The sequence below is a fragment of the Brevundimonas intermedia genome, assembly GCF_004614235.1.
Taxonomy (GTDB): domain Bacteria; phylum Pseudomonadota; class Alphaproteobacteria; order Caulobacterales; family Caulobacteraceae; genus Brevundimonas; species Brevundimonas intermedia_A.
In genome coordinates this window covers 772,725-794,332 of record NZ_SPVH01000002.1, presented here as the reverse complement: position 1 = coordinate 794,332, position 21,608 = coordinate 772,725, and the positions used below count along the sequence as shown (strand labels likewise).

Here is a 21,608-nt window from a genome sequence, read left to right as displayed (position 1 = left end):
AGCCAGAGACTGTCGCGGCTTTCCGCGCGCGATGACGTCACCTCGAAGATCGGGACCGGCACCATCGGCCTCGGCTCAATCCGTTCGGCGAACAACAGCGCCTCCTCCAGGGTCGCCGCAGCGAACAGGGCGGTCATGCGTGAGCCAGGGAGGTTCCCGAACCGCTCTCTGCGCAGAGTTTCCAGGCTATGTTCCCGGCGGGTCGCATCGTCGTCCAGCCTGGGTGGATTGGCGGTGATCTTGAACCAATAGGCCTGACCGAAGACCGACAATCCGTCCTTCAGCGGTAAGGCGAGGCCCGCCCTGAGCGAGCGCCCGCGATCGACATGATAGTAGGTTCGCATCGTTGCAGTCAGACGCCGTGAGCCCGCCGTGTTTCGGCGTCGATGTAGGATTGGTGGTCAGCCTGCGATCCCTTGAGAATCGCGCCTATGGACCGTTTGGGCGGGCCGGTGATGATTTTGGTCTTTGCGCCTTCCGGTGTCATGGATCGGACGGGGCGTGAGTTGATCGCGAAGAACAGGAAGCCCTCGAACTCCAGCCAGCAAGGTAGGGAGAGGCGCATTTCACCTGGCGGAACTTCCGCCGGCGCGGTCAGATCGCCGTCAAGCGAAAGCGTTTCGCCCTCTAGAACCTCTCGGAATTCTTCGAGCATGGAGAGCTGTTCGAACAGCTGCCGTAGCGAGAATCGCAGGGATTGCGGCCTTTTTTCCGCAGGTGATAGCGCCAGGAGCGCTTCAATAACCCGTTCCATCCGACGCCAGTAGGAACCGTCCTCATCGGAATTCATCGCGATGTCCGTGGTGGTCAACAGCCGGTCGCGCGCCCAGATTTGCATCTCCAACCGGCCGCCCGTTGACCAACTGCGGAAGGCGACGATCCTATACAGCCGGTCCAGAGGCAGAGCCTCGTCCATGTCCAGGGTCGCCGTCAGGCTCGAGAGCTGGCCCGGAACGAACGCCAGGTCCGTCAGATCGGTCTTGACCCTCAGCTTCCAGTATTCTCTCGGCAGATTGGGGATGCCGGGGGCGAAGAGCTCGCCGTCGAACGTGACCTCCTTGCCGCTGACGGGGTCCCGGAACGTCACCTTGCAGTCGCTTGATGGCCTCGGCTCGATGGTGATCTGGCCTTCGCCATCGAGTTCCGGGATCGGGTCCAGCAGACCGAACCGCATCGCGTGAAGCGTGATCCGTTTGACGTCCAGCGCCGGCTCCAGGCCCAGCATCATGTCGACGAACCGGGGCGTGTCCATTTCGTCGAAGGTGATGGTTCCGCGGGCGTAACCCTCGTCGTAGCCGGTGGCGGCGACCAGCGCCTCCTTGCGGGTGGCGTAGTCGGGGCCCAGACCGTCGAGCACCGTGGCGATGTGGCGCATCGCATCCAGATCATGGCGTTCGGACGATTCGAACCGGATCGTTATGCCCGCCTTGTGAAGCGGCCTTCCGTCGATATGGGCTTTTCGGACCGCCTTCAGCATCTCCTCGATGAGCGGCGGCCAAACGTGTTTGACATAGATGGTCGGCGTGTCCGGCCCACGTTCGGTCGTCACCAGAACGATGAAATAGGGCAGAGCGTGACGCGCATATTTCAGCGCGTTCGACAGACTGATCCGGACGCTTCGCTTCGCCGTCTTCGACGACTTGACCTGGATGAACAACGACAGGCCCGGCGGCGCGAGGTCCGGCGGCATATCGCCAGCGTCGATGGGAGGAAACTCCACCAGACAATCCCAGCCGTTCTGGTCGTCGTCCACCGTCTGCACGACCGCGCCCGCCATATCGCCCAGCCAGGCGATGATGCGTTCCGCAGCTTTGGGCTCGCGCGGCGAGAAGATCCGGCCGAGCGGCGCACGCGGGGTCATGCCGGCGCCGGAAGGTGACGGTTTGGCGCGCTCAGTTCCATAGCGGCAAAGCCTCCCAGTCCCTTGGAAACCCTGTCGCGGCCAGTTTGAGATGAGGCGATCCGGGAAACGTCTGAAAATGGTCCTTGAGGCGCGCGGACCAGCTGGATCCGGGATGCACCGTGCGCAGGAGGAACTGCAGCGGCGCCGCCACGGCGTACAGTCGATTGTGGGCCTGTTGGTAAAGGGCCAGGTGATCGAGAAGCGGCTCTTCGGCCTCGCGGGGCGGCTTGGGCCGGTCGACCAGAACCCGGTTCCAGAGCCGGGCGTGATGGGCGCAGATGTTGCGGACGTGGTTGATGGCCCGCATCCAGCTTACCAGCTGTTCGCGACGGGGCACGCCATAGTGGGCGGCCATCGCCGTCTTGTCCGGCGTGCTGAGGCCCGACACGAAATAGGACAGCATGCCGAAGTCCCAGCATTCGATACTGACCCAGAGAGGCAGGGGCGGCGCATACTCCTTGAGGAAGTTGGCGACGAAGTCTTCGCGGGACCGGGACGCCGCCGCATCGATCCGCGCCAGCCAGGCGGCGTGATCCTTGCCGACAAATTCGGGATCGAGGGCGCGCCAGTCCCTGTGGATATAGGGGTCACGAGCCCCGAGCGTGTGGGCGCACCAGACCCGGGCGGCGATCTCGACCCGCTCGATGGCGTCCAGGATCAACATCCTGAGGCGTTTGTCGAAAACGTAGAGATCGACGACATCAGCGAAACGGGCGTCGGCGCCGAAGGTCTCGCGCACGACGGGCGCCTTGCCGGCCTCGACCAGCTCGGTCTCCCGCATCGGACGCCAGTATTCAGAGAGCCGATAATACCCGATCCTGGTCAGGGCGGCTTCAGCCCGGTCCACATCTGTAATCTCCAGCCCGCGTCCGCGAAGCAGGGCGATCTGGTCAGGGACAGCCATATGGGGTTTGGTATAGGGCGTCGGCATCAGCGCACCCCAGAAACACGAAACCCGGCCCGTACGTCCTGAGACGCAGAGGAGACCGGGCGTGTTGAGAGATAATCTAGTCTCGATTCGTCATTTGTCACGCAAAAAATGAAAGTCCGGCTTCTGGGCGCCGGAGCGGAGAGCCGTTCCGGCGCCCAGATTGGCGCGGTGTTGCGGAGGGTCATTGCAAGCTTCAGTTCGAAAATCAGAGCGAGTCGGATGATCAATTCTATCTGACGTGGCGCACGATCGTCCACAGCGCGACCGCCTTGATCCGCCGGTTGGAACCGGGTTCTGGAGGTTGGACCAGGTGGCGCACTGGCTCCAGGCTGAACCTTCACTGGCAGCCATCATGGAAGTCGGGCCGGATGTTTGGTTTTGGTGCCCGAGCCAAACATCAGCCATAGGCATGCCTGCCCTCCGGCGTCACCCGCGTCGAAGCAGGCTTTTAATTGAGATCATGCAGAACTCGATCGCCCAGGATGTCTGGATCGGTGTGAGCTTTGGTTGGGGATCTGCGCCGGCTCCGTGGGCGTCCGGGTTTCGGACGTCTGCGAAGAACCTTTTCAGCATCTCGGCCTCCCAGGGTTCTATAAACCGCCCATTTTTGGAGCTGACGAGCGTGTCGATGACATTGGCGGCTCCACGCTCTCGTCCTGTAAGCCAGCCCTTGCCAGAACTGACGATCTTGAGTGTGCTCTCAAGTGCGCGAGCCGCGTAAAGTGCGGGGTTGGGTCCCCCATTGTCACGAAGCGACAGCGCTTGCCTCATATCGGTTCGGACATTGTCCCACCGGGCGTGACTGACGAGGTCCCAGAACGGGTCGTGCACTGCCTGTTCAACGGCCGGTCCGTCGGACGGTTCGAACTGTCCGTCTCGGTAGATGATCGGCAACGCGTTGGCCGAAAGAAGTCCTGCCACCTTGTCTTCGATCGCCGCCAAGCGAGGACCGAACCGGGGTCGCGCGGAGGCGAGAAGCAGTTCCACAAAACTCAGGCGTTCGACTGCCGGCACCTTGATGTTCGTCAGGTAGGCGAGGGCGTCGTCCGCATAGCAATCATCGTCGTCGATAAGATGTCGCGTATACCGGAAAAGGCCTTGCCGTCCGAGCGCGATAGAGGTCGCGTCATGGGCTTCGACAACCAGTTCGTTCATTGCCGAGAAGCGCATGAAATCATACCCTGACATCAGGGGCTGAAAGAGATCGCGCTTCAGAAACACCGCCGTCGAGCCCAGAAGACGCTCAATGGAATCGCGGGGAACTGTGGAAAGCGGGTCATGTCCGCGCACGCGATTGGCGAAGCAGGGTGTTCCAGCGCTCACGTCTATGCCCGCCCTCTTGAAGATCAACGGCTCGCCTGACGTCGGCCAGGACGGGCGGGCCGCGGGTTCGACTCGTCGTCGTCACAGGACACGCTAGGAGTGCGCGGCGGGCTGTGCCATGACTTTGCCGAAGCGGGTGACGATTTTCGGGGAGCCGAGCCGTTGATTTTGGCGATGCCCGGTTTTGTGCTTGTCCTCGCGAACCCGGCCGAGCCGGTCCAACCAGAATGACAGTTTCTTTTAAAGATTCGTGGAAACAGATGCTTAGCTGATGGCGACTACGGACACACTGGTCAAGCCTGACATGGACGCCGTCCTGTCCAGGACGCACCTCGCTCATGACATCCACGGCTTTCTCCTGCCCACCCTGGAGGCGGTGTCTAACGCAATGCATGGTCTGGAGGCTCGATTCGGCGACCGGGCGGCGAGCGAAGGCAAGATCGACATCGTGTTCGAGAACGCGAACGATCCGAACAAGATTCTGATCTCGATCACCGACAATGGCATCGGGCTCAACGACGAGAACTACAAATCCTTCAAGACGCCCTTCTCGGGGTACAAGCTGAAGAGCAAGGGGCGAGGCTTCGGCCGTTTCATTGCGTTCAAGGTCTTTTCACGCATTCACTATTCATCGCGCTACGAGTTCCTCACCGACCGGCAGACGCGAACATTCCGGTTCGACATTTACAGGGATGACGAGCTTGTCTTCCACGACGGCGATCCAGATTTCACGCACGTTGGGCTCCGCGTCGAATACGATTCGCCGCTGACGCCGTGGCATGACCTGATCCGCCAAATCGATCAGAGCACAGTCTCCGACATCATCGCGAGCCATTTTCTCCCCTATTTCCTGTATCGGTGGCTCCCGGAGATCACCGTGCAGTTCAACGGCGGGGCGCCCGAGAGCGTCACCACCCGGTTCAAGGACATCTTCGTCGAGTATGACAAGGGCCAGGTCGAGGTTGACATCGACGGATCTGTCGAGACGATTGACTACAGCCTGACCCGCATACCCAAGACTCGCTCCTTCAAGAATCACTGTCTCCTGTTCGCGGCAGCAGATCGGATCGTGGGCAAGCCGCGCGATCTTACCAATGTGCTGGGTGAGCCGCATTTCACCAATGAGAACAACGAGAACTACATCATCATTGCAGTGGTCCGAGGCGAGGCTTTCGAGTCCCGACTGAACGACTCGCGTACGGGTATCAACATCTCGCCCAAGGCGATCGAGAGGATCGTGTCAGCGGTCAGCGACGTGATCCAGAAGGGTGAGAACACCCAGATCGAGAAGATCAAAACATCGCAGTCAACGGATCTCAACGGCGCGCTTCAGGAGAACCCGATCCTCCGCTTGGGCCTGCGCGGAAAGTCAATCGCCGAGTACGTCTCGGCCAAGCCCAACAACTGGAAGGCTCAACAGTTCGTCGCCGATCTCGCGATCGAACGTTATCGGGCGTCCAAAGATCTGACGAAGGCCATAACCACGGCCGCAGCGAGTCCGGAAAATTACGCCGCCACTATCAAGGACATCGTCTCCAAGATCGATCAGAACAACAAGGAGGCCCTGGCGGAGTACGTGATCCATCGGAAAAATGTGATCGAACTCGTCGAGGCGGCCCGAAAATACACGAGTGACGCCAAGCATCATCCGGAAGAGGTGATCCACGACCTGATTTTCCGGCGCTTCTCCGACTCGGCCACGCACGATTATTTTGAGCATAATCTTTGGCTGATCGACGACGCTCTGGCCTTCCTTCCCTATGTCTCGAGCGACCGGACGATCCACGGAGGAAAGCGGAGCAAGGGCGACAAGGTCGCCGACCTGGCCTTGTTCGACGACAGCCTCGTCCTTGGCGACAACGACGGCACAACCGTCACCATCGTGGAATTCAAGAAGCCGAGCCGCGACGACTATGTGTTCGGTCCCGAAAAGACCGATCCTGTCACCCAGGTGGTCGAGACCCTGGAGAAGGCCGTCAGGGCCGGCGGGGTCACCCGGACCGACGGAACTCACATGTCCTTTTCCGGCGTTATTCGACGGTTCGGCTACATCGTCGCGGATTTGACCCCGAGCCTGGTGAAGGTTTTGAAGAAGCACGACTTCCTCAACGACCAAAATCCGAAGATCTTCTTCCGCTATCGCGACAACGAGAAGATTTTCATTCAGGCAATCGGCTACGACACCCTGGTTGAGAACGCCAAGAAGCGGAACCAGGCCTTCTTCACTGTCCTGCTCGGCGAGTAGGATCAATCCGGGCAACGCCCGCGATGGCCTGACAGTTGACCTTAGCCCTTCGCAAGTCGGGCGGCATAAGTGGCCAGACGTTCGCGCCAACGGATTTCGGCAAGTACGAGGACCACGTCTCGCTCAACCTCGGTCTCGAAGAAGACCCACCGTTGATGTTGACCGACTGGGCGCCGATCGTCGTTGCAGCTTCGGCCAAGGCTCCCGGCCAGAAGGGGTCCCAGTGGGGCCGGCCTCCCATCGCGTTCCTTCGATTGCCGGCCACCCTAAAGGTGAATGGGGCGCAGTAAGCCGCCGCCGCTTTTGACGCGCGCTGGCGCACGTCCTCGTAGGCGGGGTCTTTTTCGATAAAAATTCGCTTTGTCAGACCCATGCCGTCGCTCCGCACGCGCACATGATCATGTGTGTCGGTCTACCACAAGGATCGACCCGCTGGCGTCCCTGGGCACTGCCAGCTGAAAGGTCACGGCCAGGTCCGTCGAAGGCGTTCGACCATGTCCGCGCGTCGGTCGGGCTCCAGGCGGTCGAGGTTCAACTGCTTCCAACGCACGGCGGGGAGGTCGGCGGCGTCGGGCAGGCCGATGAGGTCCCAGTCAGGCGCGCCGGCCTTGAACCCGATCAGGAAGGTGCGGTGCGCCTCCGGCATGTCGTCGACGATGGCAGTGATCAGGGCGGCGCGCGCCGCGATGAGATCCTCAAGGTCGACCGGGTCTTCGGTCATCCCATCGAAGCCGCGTTCGAACTCCTGGGTCAGAGCCTTGGGACTGGCTCGGAGCACCTCGGCCATGGGCCGGTGGTGGCTGGCCAGATAGATCACAAAGGCCTGTCGCAGTGCCGGCGTGATCCCCTCGTTGGCCAGAAGGTCGCGGACATCGAACAGGTCGCGGGGATGCTGGCGGTCCAGCGCCGCCATGATCTTGCCGGCATAGAGATCCGCGTGGGAAACCATCCGGGCCTCCGCATAGCCGAAGCGCTCTTCCACTGCCGCTGAAACCGGACGGACCTCGGGCTCGAACACCACACCGCGCAGGACCGGCGTCACCTCCACCTTGATCACCGCGCCGTCCGCACGGACGAGCAGCTTGTCGATCACGGGCTGGGCTCCACCCTTGCCGCGCACGACGACAGACCCCGGCATGGCCTGTTCGATTGCGTCGGCGATCCGCCTCAAGGCCGCGTCGATTGCGGCGAGCGATGTGTCCCGATCCTCGACGGGCAGATAGGTCAGGTCGATATCCACCGACAGCCGCGGCAGATCGCGGACGAAAAGATTGATCGCCGTGCCGCCCTTCAGGGCGAAGCAGGGTTCCTCGAACACGAGGGGGAGGATTCGGACGAGGAGGCGGACCTGCCGGGCGTAGACGTCACTGACCGGCATCGAGCGACCTCGGCACGGTGATCTTGTAGGTTGGGTCCAATCGACCGCCCTTTGCGAGCACGCGGTTGCCGCTGCCCAGATCGATGGCGTCGCGGTCCAGGGCTTTCAGCCACGCATGACCGTGCCGATCGGCGAAATAGAAGAACAGGCGTTTGACCTTCACGCTCACGCAATCCTCGAGCAGACGCTGGAGACGTCGTGGGCTGAGGGTGGCCAGGGCGCCCATCAACTGGTCCGCCTGGTCGAAACTCTCGTGATCGGGGAGTTCGTCCAGAAGTTCGAGGATGGCGCGCTCGGGCGTCGACTGGCGCAAGGGCCATTGCCAGTGGCCCAGGGGGGTGTCCACCACTGCGGCGCGGGCCCAGTCCGCCAGGAGGCCGGTCTCGCTGGAGTCCTCGCCGAGCCGGGCGACCTCGAAGTATCGGGCGCTGCGGAACAGCTTCTGCGACGGATGATATTTGAACGCGACATCCAGAGGCAGGTCGGTCAGCCACGTCGGCGGGGTTTCGTCGCCATAGAGATGAACCTCCTTGCGGGTGGCAGGAAGGTAGTGGGCGTAGCCTTGAAGTTCGAGCGCGGTGCGTCCTCCCACGACGATGGAATAGTCGAGCAGGGCCTGGAGCGAGAGCACGGCGACCGGCCAGTCGAGGGTTCCGCGCGGACGTCGATAAACGCGGCGCGCCGTGCGTTCCAGGCGCCCCGAAGCGACGTATTTGGCCCTCAGCGAGTTGGGATAGCCGTTCTCGTTCATCCAGCCGGAATCGACCAGGAGGCCTTCCGGGAGGATACGTTCGAGCTTGTTTAACTTTCCCAGCATTTGAACACTCATAGTGTCTTAATATGAAGATTGTCAAACATGTTGGTTTGCCATTCGGTATATTAGGACACCAAATGTGTCTTACTACACTCAAAGTCAAACCATGGCACCGGACTGATATCAGCGCGTGGACCCGAGTTCAGGCCTTGGGACTGAAACGCTCGCCAATCCGTTCCGCAAGCGCCCGAACTGGGTCATCGCTCAGATGGGCATACCGTTCCGTGGCGCGGCTGTTGGCGTGTCCCAGCGCCTTGCCGATCATCGGGAGACTGGCCCCGTCGGCCAGGGCGAAGCTTGCGAAACTGTGGCGCAGGTCGTGGATGCGCACGCCTTCCAGCTTGGCTTTGGGGAGCACCTTGTCGCGCCAGATCTTGGACTCGGAGGTCGCATATCCGTTGTCGCCCTTGGTGGCCGGGAAGACAAACTGGCTTCGACCGCGGGTCTTGTAGAGACGCTGCAGGATTCCGAAGGCCATGTCGTTGAGCGAGATCCGACGATCCCCCGTGCGACCGCCAGCCTTGGTGCGGCTCGGCGGCAGCACGAGCCGGCGCCGGTCGAAATCGACCTCCGTCCAGCGCAGGCCCGCGATCTCGTTGCGCCGCGCGCCCGTCAGAAGCAGAAGCCGATAGACCGCGCCCTGCCGTTCGGAGATCGTCGCATCCGCCTCCAGAGCGTCGAGAGCGGCGATGAGGTCCTGGGCCTGGGCCTCTGACAGGAAGCGTTCGACCGCCGGTCGGAGCTTTCGTTCGACCTTGGCGCAGGGGTTCGGGCCAGCGAAATGGCCCTTGTCGATCGCCCAGTTGAAGGTCGCCCGCAGGGTGGAATAGGTGCGGTCAGCGATGCCTGCTCCGCCCTTTACGATGGATCGACCACGAAGTTTGGTCTTCACATCCTTGGCGGTCTTCCCGGCCGTGATCGATCGGATCATCCCGGTGATGTGGTCGCGGGTGAGCGTATCAAGCGCCATCTTGCCAAGCAGGGGCACGACGTGGCGCTCGAGGTTCGTCCGGTCCATGGCCCATGACGAATCCCGTTTGGTCGGTTTGTCGTCCGGCCCCTTCTCCAGATACAACTCGACCAGGCCTTTGACGGTGAGCCCCTCGATGCGCCTGCGGGCTTCGCCGGGATCGATGCCGCGCCGCGCATCGACCACCACCGACGCCGCCTCCTTGCGAGCCCGATCCGCCGTGAGCTTGTCCGGCCCATCCCCATGCTCGCCGAGCGTCAGCCAGCGCTGAATCCCGCGGACCCGATATTTGATGGCGAACATCCTTCGGACAGGCTTGGCGGCATGGCCCTGTCGGGTTTCGGTCCCGGGATAGATCCGGAGGCAGAAGCCTGCGATCTCGCTGTCCCAGATTCGACCCTCGCCGGTCTCCGGAACGGGCGCGCTCTCAACCACGCGCTTGGTGAGTTTTTGCTTCGTCATGGCTATAGAAATATACGCTCATTTCCGAGCCACCGCTACCACTCCGCTACCAACTCAAACGAAACCGGCCGAAACGCTCCGCAATCGGATGAACGTAAAAACCTATGAAAAACAGTTAGTAAGAGCGCATTTTGGAACGCCCTGAAAAGCCCGGAAATGCTGATCCCCAACATTGCCAAGGTTGGGGTCGAGAGTTCGAATCTCTTCGCCCGCTCCAAGTCGAGACTGATAAAATCAGGGGCCTGTCGTTCTCGGCAGGCCCCGATTTTTTTGCCCGGTGTGCGATCGCGCACGCTTTCGGCGATAGCGCCGTCAAATCAGACCGGCCACCACCGTCAGAAGACCAAGCCCCAGCGACAGTGGGATGCGCAGAGCCAACCACCCTTCCGGCGTCAGTCCTGCGGCCTTGAGCCTCAGATCGACGATCAGGCTGGCGGCGATGAAGACGCCCAGGGCGGCCAGGGACGGTCCGGGCCAGGTTTGGCCGGTCGCCCAGGGCCAGGCCGTCGCCAGGGCCAGCAGGGAGGGAAGCACGGCTGCGATCCAGACCCAGCGCGGCGCTGCGCCTCGCGCCATGGCGGCCAGGCCCCACCAGACCCCGCCCAGGAAGCTGAAGATCAGGGCGGCATAGGCATAGGCCAGGCTGAGGGCCGCGAACCGCACGTCCGGCCCGCCTCCGATCAGGACCGCGACCGCCGCCGCCTGGGGCAGGAGGCCCGCGAAACCCAGGACACGGGCGATCGGCGGCAATCGACGTCGGTCGGTCATTTCGTCATCCATCGGACACCTGTCGGGGCTGCGTGCGATCCGGATTATAGAGGACGCCCGTATATCATGGCGACCACGCGCCACGTCCACGAAAGCCCCCGACGTCGATGACCCAATTGCTTGTCTGGTATGATGGAGGCTGTCCCCTGTGTCGTCGCGAGATCGCGCTGATGCGTCGGCTGGATCGCCGGGGCGCGATCCGGTTCATCGATGTGGACAAGGGCGACGCGACCTGCCCCATCGACCGCGACGCCCTGCTCGCCCGGTTCCACGCCAGCGAGGATGGGCGGCTGCTGTCCGGCGCGGCGGCCTTTGCGGCCATGTGGCGGGCTATTCCCTTGCTGCGGCCCATCGGGCTGGCGGCGCGTATTCCGGTGGTTCTTGCGGCGCTGGAAGGCGCGTATCGGCTCTTTTTGCGTGTGCGTCCGCGTCTTCAGTTTCTGGCCCGCAAGTGGGGATGACGCATGGCGGTGCTTAGGCTGGTGCTGGGCGACCAGCTGTCCGACGACCTGTCGGCGCTGGAGGGGCTGGACCCCGATATCGACACGGTCCTGATGGCCGAGGTGCGGGACGAGGCGACCTATGTCCGGCATCACAAGCAGAAGCTCGCCCTGGTCTTCGCCGCTATGCGAAACCATGCCGAGCGGCTGACGGCGCGGGGCGTGCGGGTGCGCTATGTGCGGATCGACGATGCCGGCAACACAGGCTCGATCACCGGCGAACTGGCCCGCGCGCTGGGCGACGGTGCCTATGCGGCGGTGGTGCTGACGGAATGCGGCGAGTGGCGGCTGGCCGAGCATCTGGCGGCCTTCGCCGAGGGGGCGGGCCTGCCTGTCGAGATCCGCGAGGATCGCCGCTTCATTAGCTCGCACGACCGCTTCCGACGCTGGGCCTCGGGCAAGTCGCAGCTGCGGATGGAGTTCTTCTATCGCGAGATGCGGCGCGAGACGGGCATATTGATGGACGGGGCCCAGCCGGAGGGCGGGCGCTGGAACTATGACGCCGAGAACCGAAAGAAGCTGACGAACGGCGTGACGCCGCCCGGTCGGCTGCGCATCCCGCCCAACGCCGTGGCGCGCGAGGCGATGGCGGATGTGGAGCGGCTGTTTGGCGACCATTTCGGATCGCTGGACGGGTTCGGCTGGTCGACGACGGCGGACGAGGCGGAAACGACGCTGGCGCACTTCCTGACCGAGGTCCTGCCGTCCTTCGGCGACTGGCAGGACGCGATGGCGGAAAACCAGCCGTGGATGTGGCACGGCCTGATCTCGACCTCGATCAATCTGGGTCTGCTGGATCCGCTGGACGTGTGTCGCCGGGCCGAGGCCGTCTATCGCGCCGGGCGGGCGCCTCTGAATGCGGTGGAGGGGTTTATTCGCCAGATCCTGGGGTGGCGCGAGTTCGTGCGGGGAATCTATTGGCTGAAGGTGCCGGAATATCGGGCGCGCAACTTCCTGGATGCGGACCGCAAACTGCCCTGGTTCTACTGGTCCGGCGAGACCGACATGGCGTGCGTCGCCGATGTGGTGAAGACCACACGCGACAACGCCTATGCCCATCACATCCAGCGGCTGATGGTGACGGGCAACCTGGCCCTGTTGCTGGGTGTGCATCCCGATGCGGTCGACGACTGGTATATGTGCGTCTACGCCGACGCCTATGAATGGGTGGAGATGCCCAACACGCGCGGCATGGCCCTGTTCGCTGACGGCGGGATCGTGGGGTCCAAACCCTATGCGGCTTCAGGGGCCTATATCGACCGGATGAGCGACTACTGTGGGGCCTGTCGCTATGACGTGAAGAGCAAGAGCGGCGATGCGGCCTGTCCGTTCAACCGGCTGTACTGGGGCTTTCTGGAGCGCAATCGCCACCGGCTGAGGGACAATGTGCGCTTGGCCATGCCGTACAAGACTCTTGACGGGTTCGGCGAGGCGAAGCGGGCGGCGCTGGCGGTGGAAGCCGAGGCCTGTCGGACGCTGCTGGGCGCGACGCCGGTGGACTGAGGTCGGAACCTGGACCCGGCGGTCGGGATTTGCTTGGCTGACCCAAATTGTCGAAGAGGCCGCTCGTGATCCTGCCCCGCCGTTCCGCCCTCGTCCTGACCGCCGCCGTCGCGGCCTCGGCCTCGGCCCTGTCGGCCTGCGCCTATAACGAGGCGCTGGGGCGCAACCAGTTCCTGCTGGTGGACAATGCGGCCCTGTCGCAGCAGTCGACGGCGGCGTGGCGCGAGGCCATCGCCAAGCCGGGCGTGATGACGACGGGCGCCCAGGTGGATCGGATCCGGCGCGTCGGCGACCGTCTGGTGCAGACGGCGGGCCTGGGGAACCGGACCTGGGACTATGCGGTCTTCACCGAGGCCAGTCCCAACGCCTTCGTCCTGCCGTCCGGTCAGATCGGCGTGACCACCAGCCTGCTGGCCCTGGTTCAGAATGACGACCAGCTGGCCAGCGTCATCGGTCACGAGATCGGCCACGTCGTCGCCAACCACGCCGCCGAGCGGGCCTCGAACCAGACGGTGACCAGCGTCGGTCTGGCGGCCGTTGGCGGGGCAGCCGGGCGGTATGGGGATGCCGTGAACGCCTATGGCGGGCTGGCGGCCCAATATGGACTGCTGCTGCCCTATTCGCGGCGTGACGAGCTGGAGGCCGACCGGCTGGGCGTCGACTATATGGCGGGGGCGGGGTTCAAGCCGTCGGAGGCCGTCGCCCTGTGGCGGCTGATGGCGGCGCAGCGCCAGACCCAGACGCCTCAGTTCGCCTCGACCCATCCGTCGGACGCGACGCGGATCGACATGCTTCAGCAGTATATCGCCAGCCGCGGCTGGAACTGATCAGACCCGGATGTCGAGGTAGGAGCCGGGGCGCATGATGCGAGGCTCCTCGCGCTGAGGCGCGACCGCCGGCACCTCGACAGGGCGGGCCGGGTTGGCCGTGCGGATCGAGGACATGACGGCGGCGGCCGGCGCGGGCGCCTTGGGGGCGGCCGCCTGGTCCATGGCGGCGCGGAAGAAGGCCGCCTGGGCGTTGCGCGCGCTCGGCAGATCGAGGCCCTGGGCGGGCAGGTTCAGCGGCAGGCCGGTGCGAATCGCGCTCATGCCGGTATGGTTAATGGAAACCCTCGAAAAAGGGTTAACGGCCGGTAGGAAGCATCACTGAGGGCGAGGCGCTGGCTTGGGTGCTGAACGGGGCGGAGCCTGCATGGAGGCGACCAGCCGCTCGATGTCGGCGTCGTCCAGCAGGGGGCCGGACTGTTTGGCGGTGATGCGGCCCATGGCATCGACGGCGAAGGTCTCGGGCACGCCGGAGATGCCCAGGTCCAGACCGGCGCGGCCCTCGCGATCCACCAGAACCATCGAATAGGGGTCGCCCAGCTCGTCCAGGAAGGCGCGGGTGGCGACCGGCTCGTCCTTGTAGGCGATGCCGACGACGGCGATGCCGCGCGCCTTCAGAGCCAGCAGCTTGGGGTGTTCGATCCGGCACGGCGCGCACCACGAGGCGAAAACATTGACCAGCATGGGCCGACCGACGCCGGCGGTCTTCAGATCCAGATTGCCCGGTCCCGCCTGATCGCCCGACAGCAGGGGCAGGACGGTCTCGGGAATGGTCTGGCCGACCAGGGCGTCGGGCTTGAAGGCGGGGTCGCGCTTCAGCGACCAGCCGACGAACAGGGCCGCCAGCGCCGCGAGGACGACTAGCGGAACAAGGGCCAGCCAGCGGTTCATTCTTTGGGTCCTACCGCGCCTTGCGCTGCTTGAGGACGCTCTTTTGGCCCTATCGCGCTACGCGCGACTTGAGGGCGATTGGTGTCTGCGGCTTCCGGTGTCGGGTCCGCCTCCAGCCGTGCGAGCTCACGCTTCCACTTGCGGGAGGCGACGACGGCGCGGGCGGTCAGGGCGGCCAGGACTAGGGCGCTGACGCCCCAGGCGGGCCAGACGAAGGCGGCGTAGGGGGTCATGTCGAGGTCGAGCATCTTAGGCTTCCTGGGCTTGGCGGGCGCGCAGGGTCATGACGCGGCGGCGGCGGATTTCGGTGCGGATGGCGGTCAGCCAAAGCGCCGCGAACAGCGCGCCATAGGCCGCCAGCATGGTCAGGAAGGGCGCCAGATAGACCGGGTCCAGGCCCGACGATCCGGGGGTCAGGAAGCTGGCGGGCTGATGCAGGGTGTTCCACCAATCGACCGAGAATTTGACGATCGGCAGGTTGATCAGGCCGACGAGACCCAGGACAGCGGCGGCGCGTCCGGCCTTCTGCTCATCGTCGATCGAGGCCCTCAGCGCCATATAGCCGAGGTAGAAGAGGAACAGCACCAGCACGCTGGTCAAGCGCGCGTCCCACACCCACCAGGTCCCCCACATCGGCTGGCCCCACAGCGAGCCGGTGAACAGGGCGAGCGCCGTGAAGGCCGCGCCCGGCAGGGCGGCGGCGCGGGCGGCGGCGTCGGCCAAGGCATGGCGGAACACCAGGGCGAAGAAGCTGGAGACGCCCAGGGCCGCATAGGCGCCTAGGCCCCAAACGGCGGCCGGCACATGGACGAACATGATCCGCACCGTGTCGCCCTGCTGATAATCGGCCGGGACGGAGAAGCTGAGCCAGGCGCCGACGCCCAGCAGCAAGGCGGCGAGGCCCCACAGAACGGGCGTCAACGGGCCGGTGAAGGCCATGAAGCGCTGCGGATTGGACAGGCCGAACATCGGTTCAGCGCTTACGCGGCGAAGGGGCGACGGGCAAGCTCACCCTTGCGCGTTCCGAACGGCGGCCGCCCCGGCGAAGGGGGCGATGACGGCGGCAAACAGGACGTAGGCGCAAAGCAGGGCCAAGGCCGGGCCGACGGGCTGATCCGATCCGGCGCGTTCCAGGGCGCCGGCGCCGAAGACCACGGGCGGGATGAACAGGGGCAGGACGACCACGGCGATCAGCAGGCCGCCGCGTTTGGCGCCCAGCGCTAGAGCCGCGCCCAGCGCGCCGGTGAAGGCGAAGCCCGCGCCGCCGATCAGGGCCGTCAGGGCGACGAGCGGCGTCAGCGACGCCGGCAGCCCCAAGGCCAGGGCGGCGACGGGGGCGGTCAGGGCGAGCGGCAGGCCGACGGCGACCCACTGGGCCAGGGCCTTGATCAGCACGACCTGCTCCAGCGACAGATGGCCCAGCGCCAGCAGGTCCAGGCCGCCGTCCTCCATGTCCCGCTCGAACAGCCGCTCCAGCGACAGCAGGGACGCCAGGGCCAGGGCCAGCCAGGCGACGCCGCCCGCGACCGGACCCAGAGTGCGGGGATCGCCGCCGGCCGCCAGCGGCAGGATGGCGGTCAGACAGGCGAAGAAGCCGCAGGCCAGCAGCGGCCCCCCGCCCCCGCCCCAGGCCAGATCTAGTTCGCGCTCCAGCAGGACGCGCGTGGCGCCGCGCAGGCCGGGCGGACGCGGTTCCTGATCGAGATCGCGGCGGCTCATGTCAGTGCCCCCAGGTCCAGCGTGCGGGTCGGCAGGGGCAGGGGGTCGTGGACGGCGGCGACGATCAGGCCGTCGGCGTCGAGATGGCGCTGCATCTGTTCGGCGAAGGCCTCGCGCCAGCGGGCGTCGAGCGGCGCCATAGGCTCGTCCAGCAACCACAGGGCGCGTGGCGATCCGACCAGCCGCCCCATGGCCAGGCGACGGCGCTGACCGGCGGAGAGACGCCGCACCTCCAGATCCAGCAGGGGCTTCAGGCCGAAGGCCTCGACGGCGTGATCGAGGCCATACTGGGTGTGACCCAGCCAGTCGCACTGAAAGCCCAGCTCCTCACGGGCCGTGCGGCCGCCCTTCAGTCCATCCAGATGACCGAGGAAATGGACCTCGCGGCCACGCGCCTGCCGCTCGTCCAGCGGATTGCCGTCGCCGTCCTGGAAACCGACCGTTCCCGCATCGGGGCGCAGCAGGCCCGCGATGGCGCGCAACAGGCTGGTCTTGCCCGCGCCGTTCGCGCCCGTCAGGGCCAGGACCTCGCCGGCGCGCAGGGTCAGGTCGAGGTCGTGGAACAGCCTCCGCTCGCCGCGCGAGACGGTCAGGTCGGAGAGGGTGAGGGTGTGGATCATCTATGCCCCGCCAGGTTCGCGGAATCTGCGAACCCTTCTCAATGTCCCTGTCGAGGGTGTGGACACATGGACGGTGCGATCCCGTGGAGCTATAGGCACGGTCGCCGCAGCAGGCTTTCGCCGCGCGCGCAGGGGCCCTGTGAGCCGCTGCGTCTGTCGCGCGAAGGCGCAACCGGATTGTCGGGCGGCGCTGACCAGAGGAAGACTCCATGCCGTCGAACGACAGCTTCAAGACCCGCCAGGACCTTTCCGTCGGGCGTAAGAAATACGCCTATTACAGCCTTCCCGCCGCCGAGGAAGCCGGTCTGACCGGGATTTCCCGCCTGCCGCGCTCGATGAAGGTGCTGCTGGAGAACCTGCTGCGCAACGAAGACGGCGTGTCCGTCACCGAAGCCGACCTGAAGGCCGTCGCCGCCTGGGTCGAGAACAAGGGCTCGGTCGAGCACGAGATCGCCTTCCGTCCGGCCCGCGTCCTGATGCAGGACTTCACCGGCGTGCCCGCCGTGGTCGATCTGGCCGCCATGCGCGACGCCATGAGCGCCCTGGGCGCCGACGCCGCCAAGATCAACCCGCTGGTGCCGGTCGATCTGGTCATCGACCACTCGGTGATGGTCGACAACTTCGGCACGTCCAAGGCCTTCGGCCAGAACGTCGAGCGCGAATACGAGCGCAACATCGAGCGCTACAACTTCCTGCGCTGGGGCTCGTCGGCCTTCAACAACTTCCGCGTCGTGCCCCCCGGCACCGGCATCTGCCATCAGGTGAACCTGGAGAACCTGGCCCAGACCGTCTGGACCCTGGACGAAGGCAAGAAGACCGTCGCCTATCCCGACACCGTCGTCGGCACCGACAGCCACACCACCATGATCAACGGCCTGGCCGTCCTGGGCTGGGGCGTCGGCGGCATCGAGGCCGAAGCGGCCATGCTGGGCCAGCCGATCCCGATGCTGATCCCCGAAGTCATCGGCTTCAAACTGTCGGGCGCGATGCCCGAGGGCACGACGGCTACCGATCTGGTGCTGACCGTCACCCAGATGCTGCGCAAGAAGGGCGTCGTCGGCAAGTTCGTGGAGTTCTTCGGTCCGGCCCTGCCGAACATGACCATCGAGGACCAGGCGACCATCGCCAACATGGCCCCGGAATACGGCGCCACCTGCGGCTTCTTCCCCGTCAGCCGCGCGACCATCGACTATCTGACCGCCACCGGCCGCGACAAGGCGCGCGTCGCCCTGGTCGAGGCCTATGCCAAGGCTCAAGGCCTGTGGATCGACGAGACGAGCGAAGACCCGGTCTTCACCGACGTGCTGGAACTGGACATCTCGACCGTCGTGCCGTCGCTGGCGGGTCCGAAGCGTCCGCAGGACCGCGTCGAACTGACCACCGCCGCTCCGGCGTTCGAAACCGCCCTGGCCGACGTCTTCAGCCGCCCGACCGACGCCGAGCGCGTCTCGGTCGACGGTCAGAAGTTCACCGTCGGCGACGGCGACGTGGTCATCGCGGCCATCACCTCGTGCACCAACACCTCCAACCCGTCGGTCCTGATCGCCGCCGGCCTGGTGGCGCGCAAGGCCAATGCGCTGGGCCTGAAGGCCAAGCCCTGGGTCAAGACCTCGCTGGCCCCCGGTTCGCAAGTCGTCACTGACTATCTGACCGACGCCGGCCTGCAAAAGGACCTAGACGCCCTGGGCTTCAACCTGGTCGGCTATGGCTGCACCACCTGCATCGGCAACTCGGGCCCGCTGGATCCGGCCATCTCCAAGGCGATCAACGACAACGCCCTGGTCGCGACCTCGGTCCTGTCCGGCAACCGCAACTTCGAAGGCCGCGTGAACCCCGACGTTCAGGCCAATTATCTGGCCTCGCCGCCGCTGGTCGTGGCCTACGCCATCGCCGGCTCGATGCGGATCGACATCACCAAGGATCCGATCGGTCAGGACAAGAAGGGCAACGACGTCTTCCTGAAGGACGTCTGGCCGACCTCGCAGGAGATCGCCGAGATCCAGAAGAAGTCGGTCACCCCGGCCATGTTCGCCAAACGCTACAAGGACGTCTTCAAGGGCGATAAGCACTGGCAGGCCATCAAGGTCACCGGCGGTCAGACCTATGAATGGGACGACGCCTCAACCTATGTCGCCAACCCGCCCTATTTCGAAGGCCTGTCGATGGACCTGACCCCGGTCCAGGACATCGTCGAGGCGCGCGTCCTGGCCATCTTCGGCGACTCGATCACCACCGACCACATTTCCCCGGCCGGTTCGATCAAGAAGACCTCGCCCGCCGGCGTCTATCTGACCAACCACGGCGTCGAGGCGGCCGAGTTCAACAGCTACGGCGCCCGCCGCGGCAACCACGAAGTCATGATGCGCGGCACTTTCGCCAACATCCGCATCAAGAACCGCATCACGCCCGAGATCGAAGGCGGCGTGACCAAGCATTTCCCGTCGAACGACACCATGTCGATCTATGACGCCGCCATGCGGTACCAGTCGGAAGGCCGGCCGCTGGTCGTCTTCGCCGGCAAGGAATACGGCACCGGCTCGTCGCGCGACTGGGCGGCTAAGGGCACCCGCCTGCTGGGCGTTCGCGCCGTCATCGCCGAAAGCTTCGAGCGCATCCACCGTTCGAACCTGGTCGGCATGGGCGTCGTGCCGCTGCAGTTCAAGCAGGACGGCTGGTTGAAGCTGGGCCTGACGGGCGAAGAGATCGTCACCATCCGCGGCCTGTCGGACGCCAACATCGGCAAGCTGAAGCCTCGCCAGGACCTGTGGGTCGAGCTGTTCCGTCCGTCGGACGGCAAGATGGCCCGCTTCCCCGTGCGTTGCCGCATCGATAACCAGACTGAGCTTGACTATCTGCTGGCCGGCGGCGTCATGCCTTACGTGCTGCGCAACCTGGCGCGCGGCCCGGAAACCGAAGCGCCGATCGCCGCCGAATAGGCGACGGTTCGTTGAGATGAAGAAAGGGCCGGCGGAGCGATCCGCCGGCCCTTTGCTTTGGCGAGGGGTGGGGTCAGTCGGCGCTGACGACCACCAGCTTGCGGTTCACGAACTCCTTGATGCCGACATCGCCCAGCTCGCGGCCGAAGCCCGAGCGTTTGATCCCGCCGAACGGCAGTTCGGGCATGGAGGTCGTGGTGGTGTTGATGAACACCATGCCGGTCTCGATCCGCGACGCCAGCTTGCGGGCGCGCGCCGTGTCGCCCGAGAAGATCGACCCGCCCAGGCCGAAGCGGGAATCGTTGGCCAGGGCCACGACCGCATCATCATCCTCGACCACGAAGACCTGGGCCACGGGGCCGAAGAACTCCTGATAGAAGGCCGGGTTGTCGCGGGCGACGTCGGTCAGGACGGTGGGCTCGTAGAAGAAGCCGGTGCGGTCGGCGGGCTTGCCGCCGATCACCGCCTTGGCGCCGTGTTTGACCGCCTCGTCCACCTGTTTGGTCAGGGTCTTCAGCGCGTCCTCGGACGACAGCGGGCCCAGGACGGTGGCCTCATCCAGCGGGTCGCCCATGACGGCGCTCTTCATCCCCTCGACGAAGCCGGTGGTGAAGGCGTCGGCGACCGACTTCTGCACGATGAAACGCTTGGAGCCGGTGCAGACCTGGCCGGCGTTGGACAGCCGACCCTCGACGCCCGCCGCGACGGCCTTTTCGATGTCGGCGTCGTCCAGCACCACGAAGACGTCGCTGCCGCCCAGTTCCAGCGTGGACTTCTTCAGCATTTCCGATGCGCGGGCCGAGACCTTGGCGCCGGCGCCCTCCGACCCGGTCAGGGCCACGCCCTGGATGCGGTCGTCGCCGATCAGTTCGGCGACCTTGTCCGAGGAGATGTAGAGGTTGGCGACGAAGCCCTCAGGGGCGCCGGCTTCCTGGACCAGTTCGGCGAAGCGGGCGGCGCAGCGCGGCACGATGCCCGCGTGCTTGTAGAGCACCGGATTGCCGACCGCGATGGCGGGGGCGACCACGCGTATCAGTTGATAGATGGGGAAGTTCCACGGCTCGACCGCCAGAAGCACGCCGACGGGATGGAACTCGACCCAGGCCTCGCCCAGTTCGCTGTCGATCTTCTGGGGTTTGAGGAAGTCGGCGGCCTTTTCGGCATAGTAGGCGGCGATGCCTGCGCACAGATCGATTTCGCCTTGCCCCTGGGCCAGGGGCTTGCCCATCTCCTCGGCGATGGTGCGGGCCAGGCTGTCTCGGTTCTCGGTCAGCAGGGCCGACAGGGACTTCAGCACGGCGAGGCGTGGCTGGATGTCGCCCTGGGACCAGTCGGAGCGGAAGACGGCGTCGGCCTTGGCCAGGGCGGTCTCCACGGCGTCCTCCGAATGTTCGGGGTATTCCTGAAGCGTCTGTTCGGTGAACGGATTGAGAGTGCGATAGGCCATGCGGCGTCCTGAAGCTTCGGTCGGACGCCCGGGGCGGCGCCGATCCGTTGTCAGAAAGTCAACGCCTGCTGGGCAGGGCGGTTGCCCTGCTCCTAATCCGCGTCGCTGAACGGCGGCGGCAGCTGGCCGGATTTGAAGATGATCGTCGGCTCCTCGTCATAGTCACCCATTTCGGTGTCGGCGGAGACGGCGAAGGCGACGACGCCCAGGCGCAAGGGGGCCAGGCGTTCGGCCTTGCGGCGCGCCTCCTCGGCGTCCTTGCAGCCGACCTGCTGTTCGGCGCGGAGGGCCTTGCCCCGGCCCTGGACATAGGCCTGGACGATATAGACGGTTTCGGTTGCCATGCGCTTCCCAAGCGGCCTGTTCGGCGC

20 protein-coding genes are annotated in these 21,608 nt (G+C 65.1%); 5 read left to right on the top strand and 15 right to left on the bottom strand.

The genetic code is table 11. The features are described 5' to 3' along the window. Positions 1-352: 352 nt before the first annotated feature. From EGY25_RS05735 to EGY25_RS05725, 3 genes are all read right to left on the bottom strand, one after another. Positions 353-1,777 carry a hypothetical protein gene (locus EGY25_RS05735; RefSeq protein WP_135194068.1) on the bottom strand — a complete coding sequence of 475 codons (1,425 nt, stop codon included), beginning with the start codon at positions 1,775-1,777 and terminating at the stop codon, positions 353-355. A gap of 115 nt (positions 1,778-1,892) precedes the next feature. Further along, positions 1,893-2,834: an Abi family protein gene (locus EGY25_RS05730; protein ID WP_077354179.1), complete on the bottom strand. Its 942-nt coding sequence runs from the start codon at positions 2,832-2,834 to the stop codon at positions 1,893-1,895. Between the two features lie 426 nt (positions 2,835-3,260). After that, on the bottom strand, positions 3,261-4,157 hold the full coding sequence (locus EGY25_RS05725; RefSeq protein WP_135194067.1) for a hypothetical protein: 897 nt from the start codon (positions 4,155-4,157) through the stop codon (positions 3,261-3,263). A 304-nt stretch (positions 4,158-4,461) separates the two neighbouring features. Between EGY25_RS05725 and EGY25_RS05720 the strand changes: the two genes are divergently transcribed. Next, a complete protein-coding gene (locus EGY25_RS05720) occupies positions 4,462-6,402 on the top strand; it encodes an ATP-binding protein (RefSeq protein WP_167762487.1) in 1,941 nt (646 codons plus the stop codon). 463 nt (positions 6,403-6,865) lie between these two features. Here EGY25_RS05720 and EGY25_RS05715 read toward each other — a convergent pair whose 3' ends face one another. The 4 genes from EGY25_RS05715 to EGY25_RS05700 form a co-directional block, all read right to left on the bottom strand. After that, on the bottom strand, positions 6,866-7,780 hold the full coding sequence (locus EGY25_RS05715; RefSeq protein ID WP_077354183.1) for a nucleotidyl transferase AbiEii/AbiGii toxin family protein: 915 nt from the start codon (positions 7,778-7,780) through the stop codon (positions 6,866-6,868). Beyond that, positions 7,767-8,597 carry a type IV toxin-antitoxin system AbiEi family antitoxin domain-containing protein gene (locus EGY25_RS05710; RefSeq protein ID WP_209307979.1) on the bottom strand — a complete coding sequence of 277 codons (831 nt, stop codon included), beginning with the start codon at positions 8,595-8,597 and terminating at the stop codon, positions 7,767-7,769. Before EGY25_RS05710 ends, EGY25_RS05715 begins: the two co-directional genes overlap by 14 nt. A gap of 139 nt (positions 8,598-8,736) precedes the next feature. After that, positions 8,737-10,026, bottom strand: coding sequence for a tyrosine-type recombinase/integrase (locus tag EGY25_RS05705; protein ID WP_135194065.1), 1,290 nt, complete (start codon positions 10,024-10,026; stop codon positions 8,737-8,739). Between the two features lie 312 nt (positions 10,027-10,338). Continuing rightward, positions 10,339-10,794, bottom strand: a complete 456-nt coding sequence (locus EGY25_RS05700; protein ID WP_135194064.1) for a DUF3429 domain-containing protein — start codon at positions 10,792-10,794, stop codon at positions 10,339-10,341. Between the two features lie 107 nt (positions 10,795-10,901). Here EGY25_RS05700 and EGY25_RS05695 point away from each other — a divergent pair, with 107 nt between their 5' ends. The 3 genes from EGY25_RS05695 (at position 10,902) to EGY25_RS05685 (ending at position 13,624) form a co-directional block, all read left to right on the top strand. Continuing rightward, a complete protein-coding gene (locus tag EGY25_RS05695; protein WP_135194063.1) occupies positions 10,902-11,255 on the top strand; it encodes a thiol-disulfide oxidoreductase DCC family protein in 354 nt (117 codons plus the stop codon). Positions 11,256-11,258: 3 nt separating this feature from the next. Beyond that, positions 11,259-12,797 carry a cryptochrome/photolyase family protein gene (locus EGY25_RS05690; protein ID WP_135194062.1) on the top strand — a complete coding sequence of 513 codons (1,539 nt, stop codon included), beginning with the start codon at positions 11,259-11,261 and terminating at the stop codon, positions 12,795-12,797. Positions 12,798-12,865: 68 nt separating this feature from the next. Further along, a complete protein-coding gene (locus EGY25_RS05685; protein ID WP_135194128.1) occupies positions 12,866-13,624 on the top strand; it encodes a M48 family metallopeptidase in 759 nt (252 codons plus the stop codon). Here EGY25_RS05685 and EGY25_RS05680 read toward each other — a convergent pair whose 3' ends face one another. Genes EGY25_RS05680 through ccmA form a run of 6 tightly spaced genes read right to left on the bottom strand, consistent with a single transcriptional unit; the run spans position 13,625 to position 16,854 of the window. Beyond that, a complete protein-coding gene (locus EGY25_RS05680) occupies positions 13,625-13,888 on the bottom strand; it encodes a hypothetical protein (protein ID WP_135194061.1) in 264 nt (87 codons plus the stop codon). Positions 13,889-13,942: 54 nt separating this feature from the next. Further along, a complete protein-coding gene (locus tag EGY25_RS05675) occupies positions 13,943-14,515 on the bottom strand; it encodes a DsbE family thiol:disulfide interchange protein (RefSeq protein ID WP_135194060.1) in 573 nt (190 codons plus the stop codon). Continuing rightward, the gene (gene ccmD / locus EGY25_RS05670) at positions 14,512-14,763 is read right to left on the bottom strand and encodes a heme exporter protein CcmD (RefSeq protein ID WP_135194059.1); all 252 of its coding nucleotides are present in this window, start codon (positions 14,761-14,763) and stop codon (positions 14,512-14,514) included. The genes EGY25_RS05675 and ccmD overlap by 4 nt, the downstream gene beginning before the upstream one ends. Position 14,764: 1 nt before the next feature. Further along, complete coding sequence (locus EGY25_RS05665) at positions 14,765-15,484, bottom strand: heme ABC transporter permease (RefSeq protein ID WP_135194058.1); 720 nt, start codon at positions 15,482-15,484, stop codon at positions 14,765-14,767. 39 nt (positions 15,485-15,523) lie between these two features. Beyond that, entirely contained in the window at positions 15,524-16,234 is a 711-nt protein-coding gene (ccmB, locus tag EGY25_RS05660; RefSeq protein ID WP_135194057.1) for a heme exporter protein CcmB, read from the bottom strand. Further along, the gene (gene ccmA / locus EGY25_RS05655) at positions 16,231-16,854 is read right to left on the bottom strand and encodes a heme ABC exporter ATP-binding protein CcmA (protein ID WP_135194056.1); all 624 of its coding nucleotides are present in this window, start codon (positions 16,852-16,854) and stop codon (positions 16,231-16,233) included. The genes ccmB and ccmA overlap by 4 nt, the downstream gene beginning before the upstream one ends. 209 nt (positions 16,855-17,063) lie before the next feature. Between ccmA and acnA the strand changes: the two genes are divergently transcribed. Continuing rightward, positions 17,064-19,790, top strand: a complete 2,727-nt coding sequence (gene acnA, locus EGY25_RS05650; RefSeq protein WP_135194055.1) for an aconitate hydratase AcnA — start codon at positions 17,064-17,066, stop codon at positions 19,788-19,790. A gap of 73 nt (positions 19,791-19,863) precedes the next feature. Here acnA and EGY25_RS05645 read toward each other — a convergent pair whose 3' ends face one another. Both EGY25_RS05645 and EGY25_RS05640 read right to left on the bottom strand, forming a co-directional pair. Beyond that, on the bottom strand, positions 19,864-21,237 hold the full coding sequence (locus tag EGY25_RS05645; RefSeq protein WP_135194054.1) for an NAD-dependent succinate-semialdehyde dehydrogenase: 1,374 nt from the start codon (positions 21,235-21,237) through the stop codon (positions 19,864-19,866). A 92-nt stretch (positions 21,238-21,329) separates the two neighbouring features. Beyond that, on the bottom strand, positions 21,330-21,581 hold the full coding sequence (locus tag EGY25_RS05640; protein ID WP_135194053.1) for a hypothetical protein: 252 nt from the start codon (positions 21,579-21,581) through the stop codon (positions 21,330-21,332). Positions 21,582-21,608 lie beyond the last annotated feature (27 nt).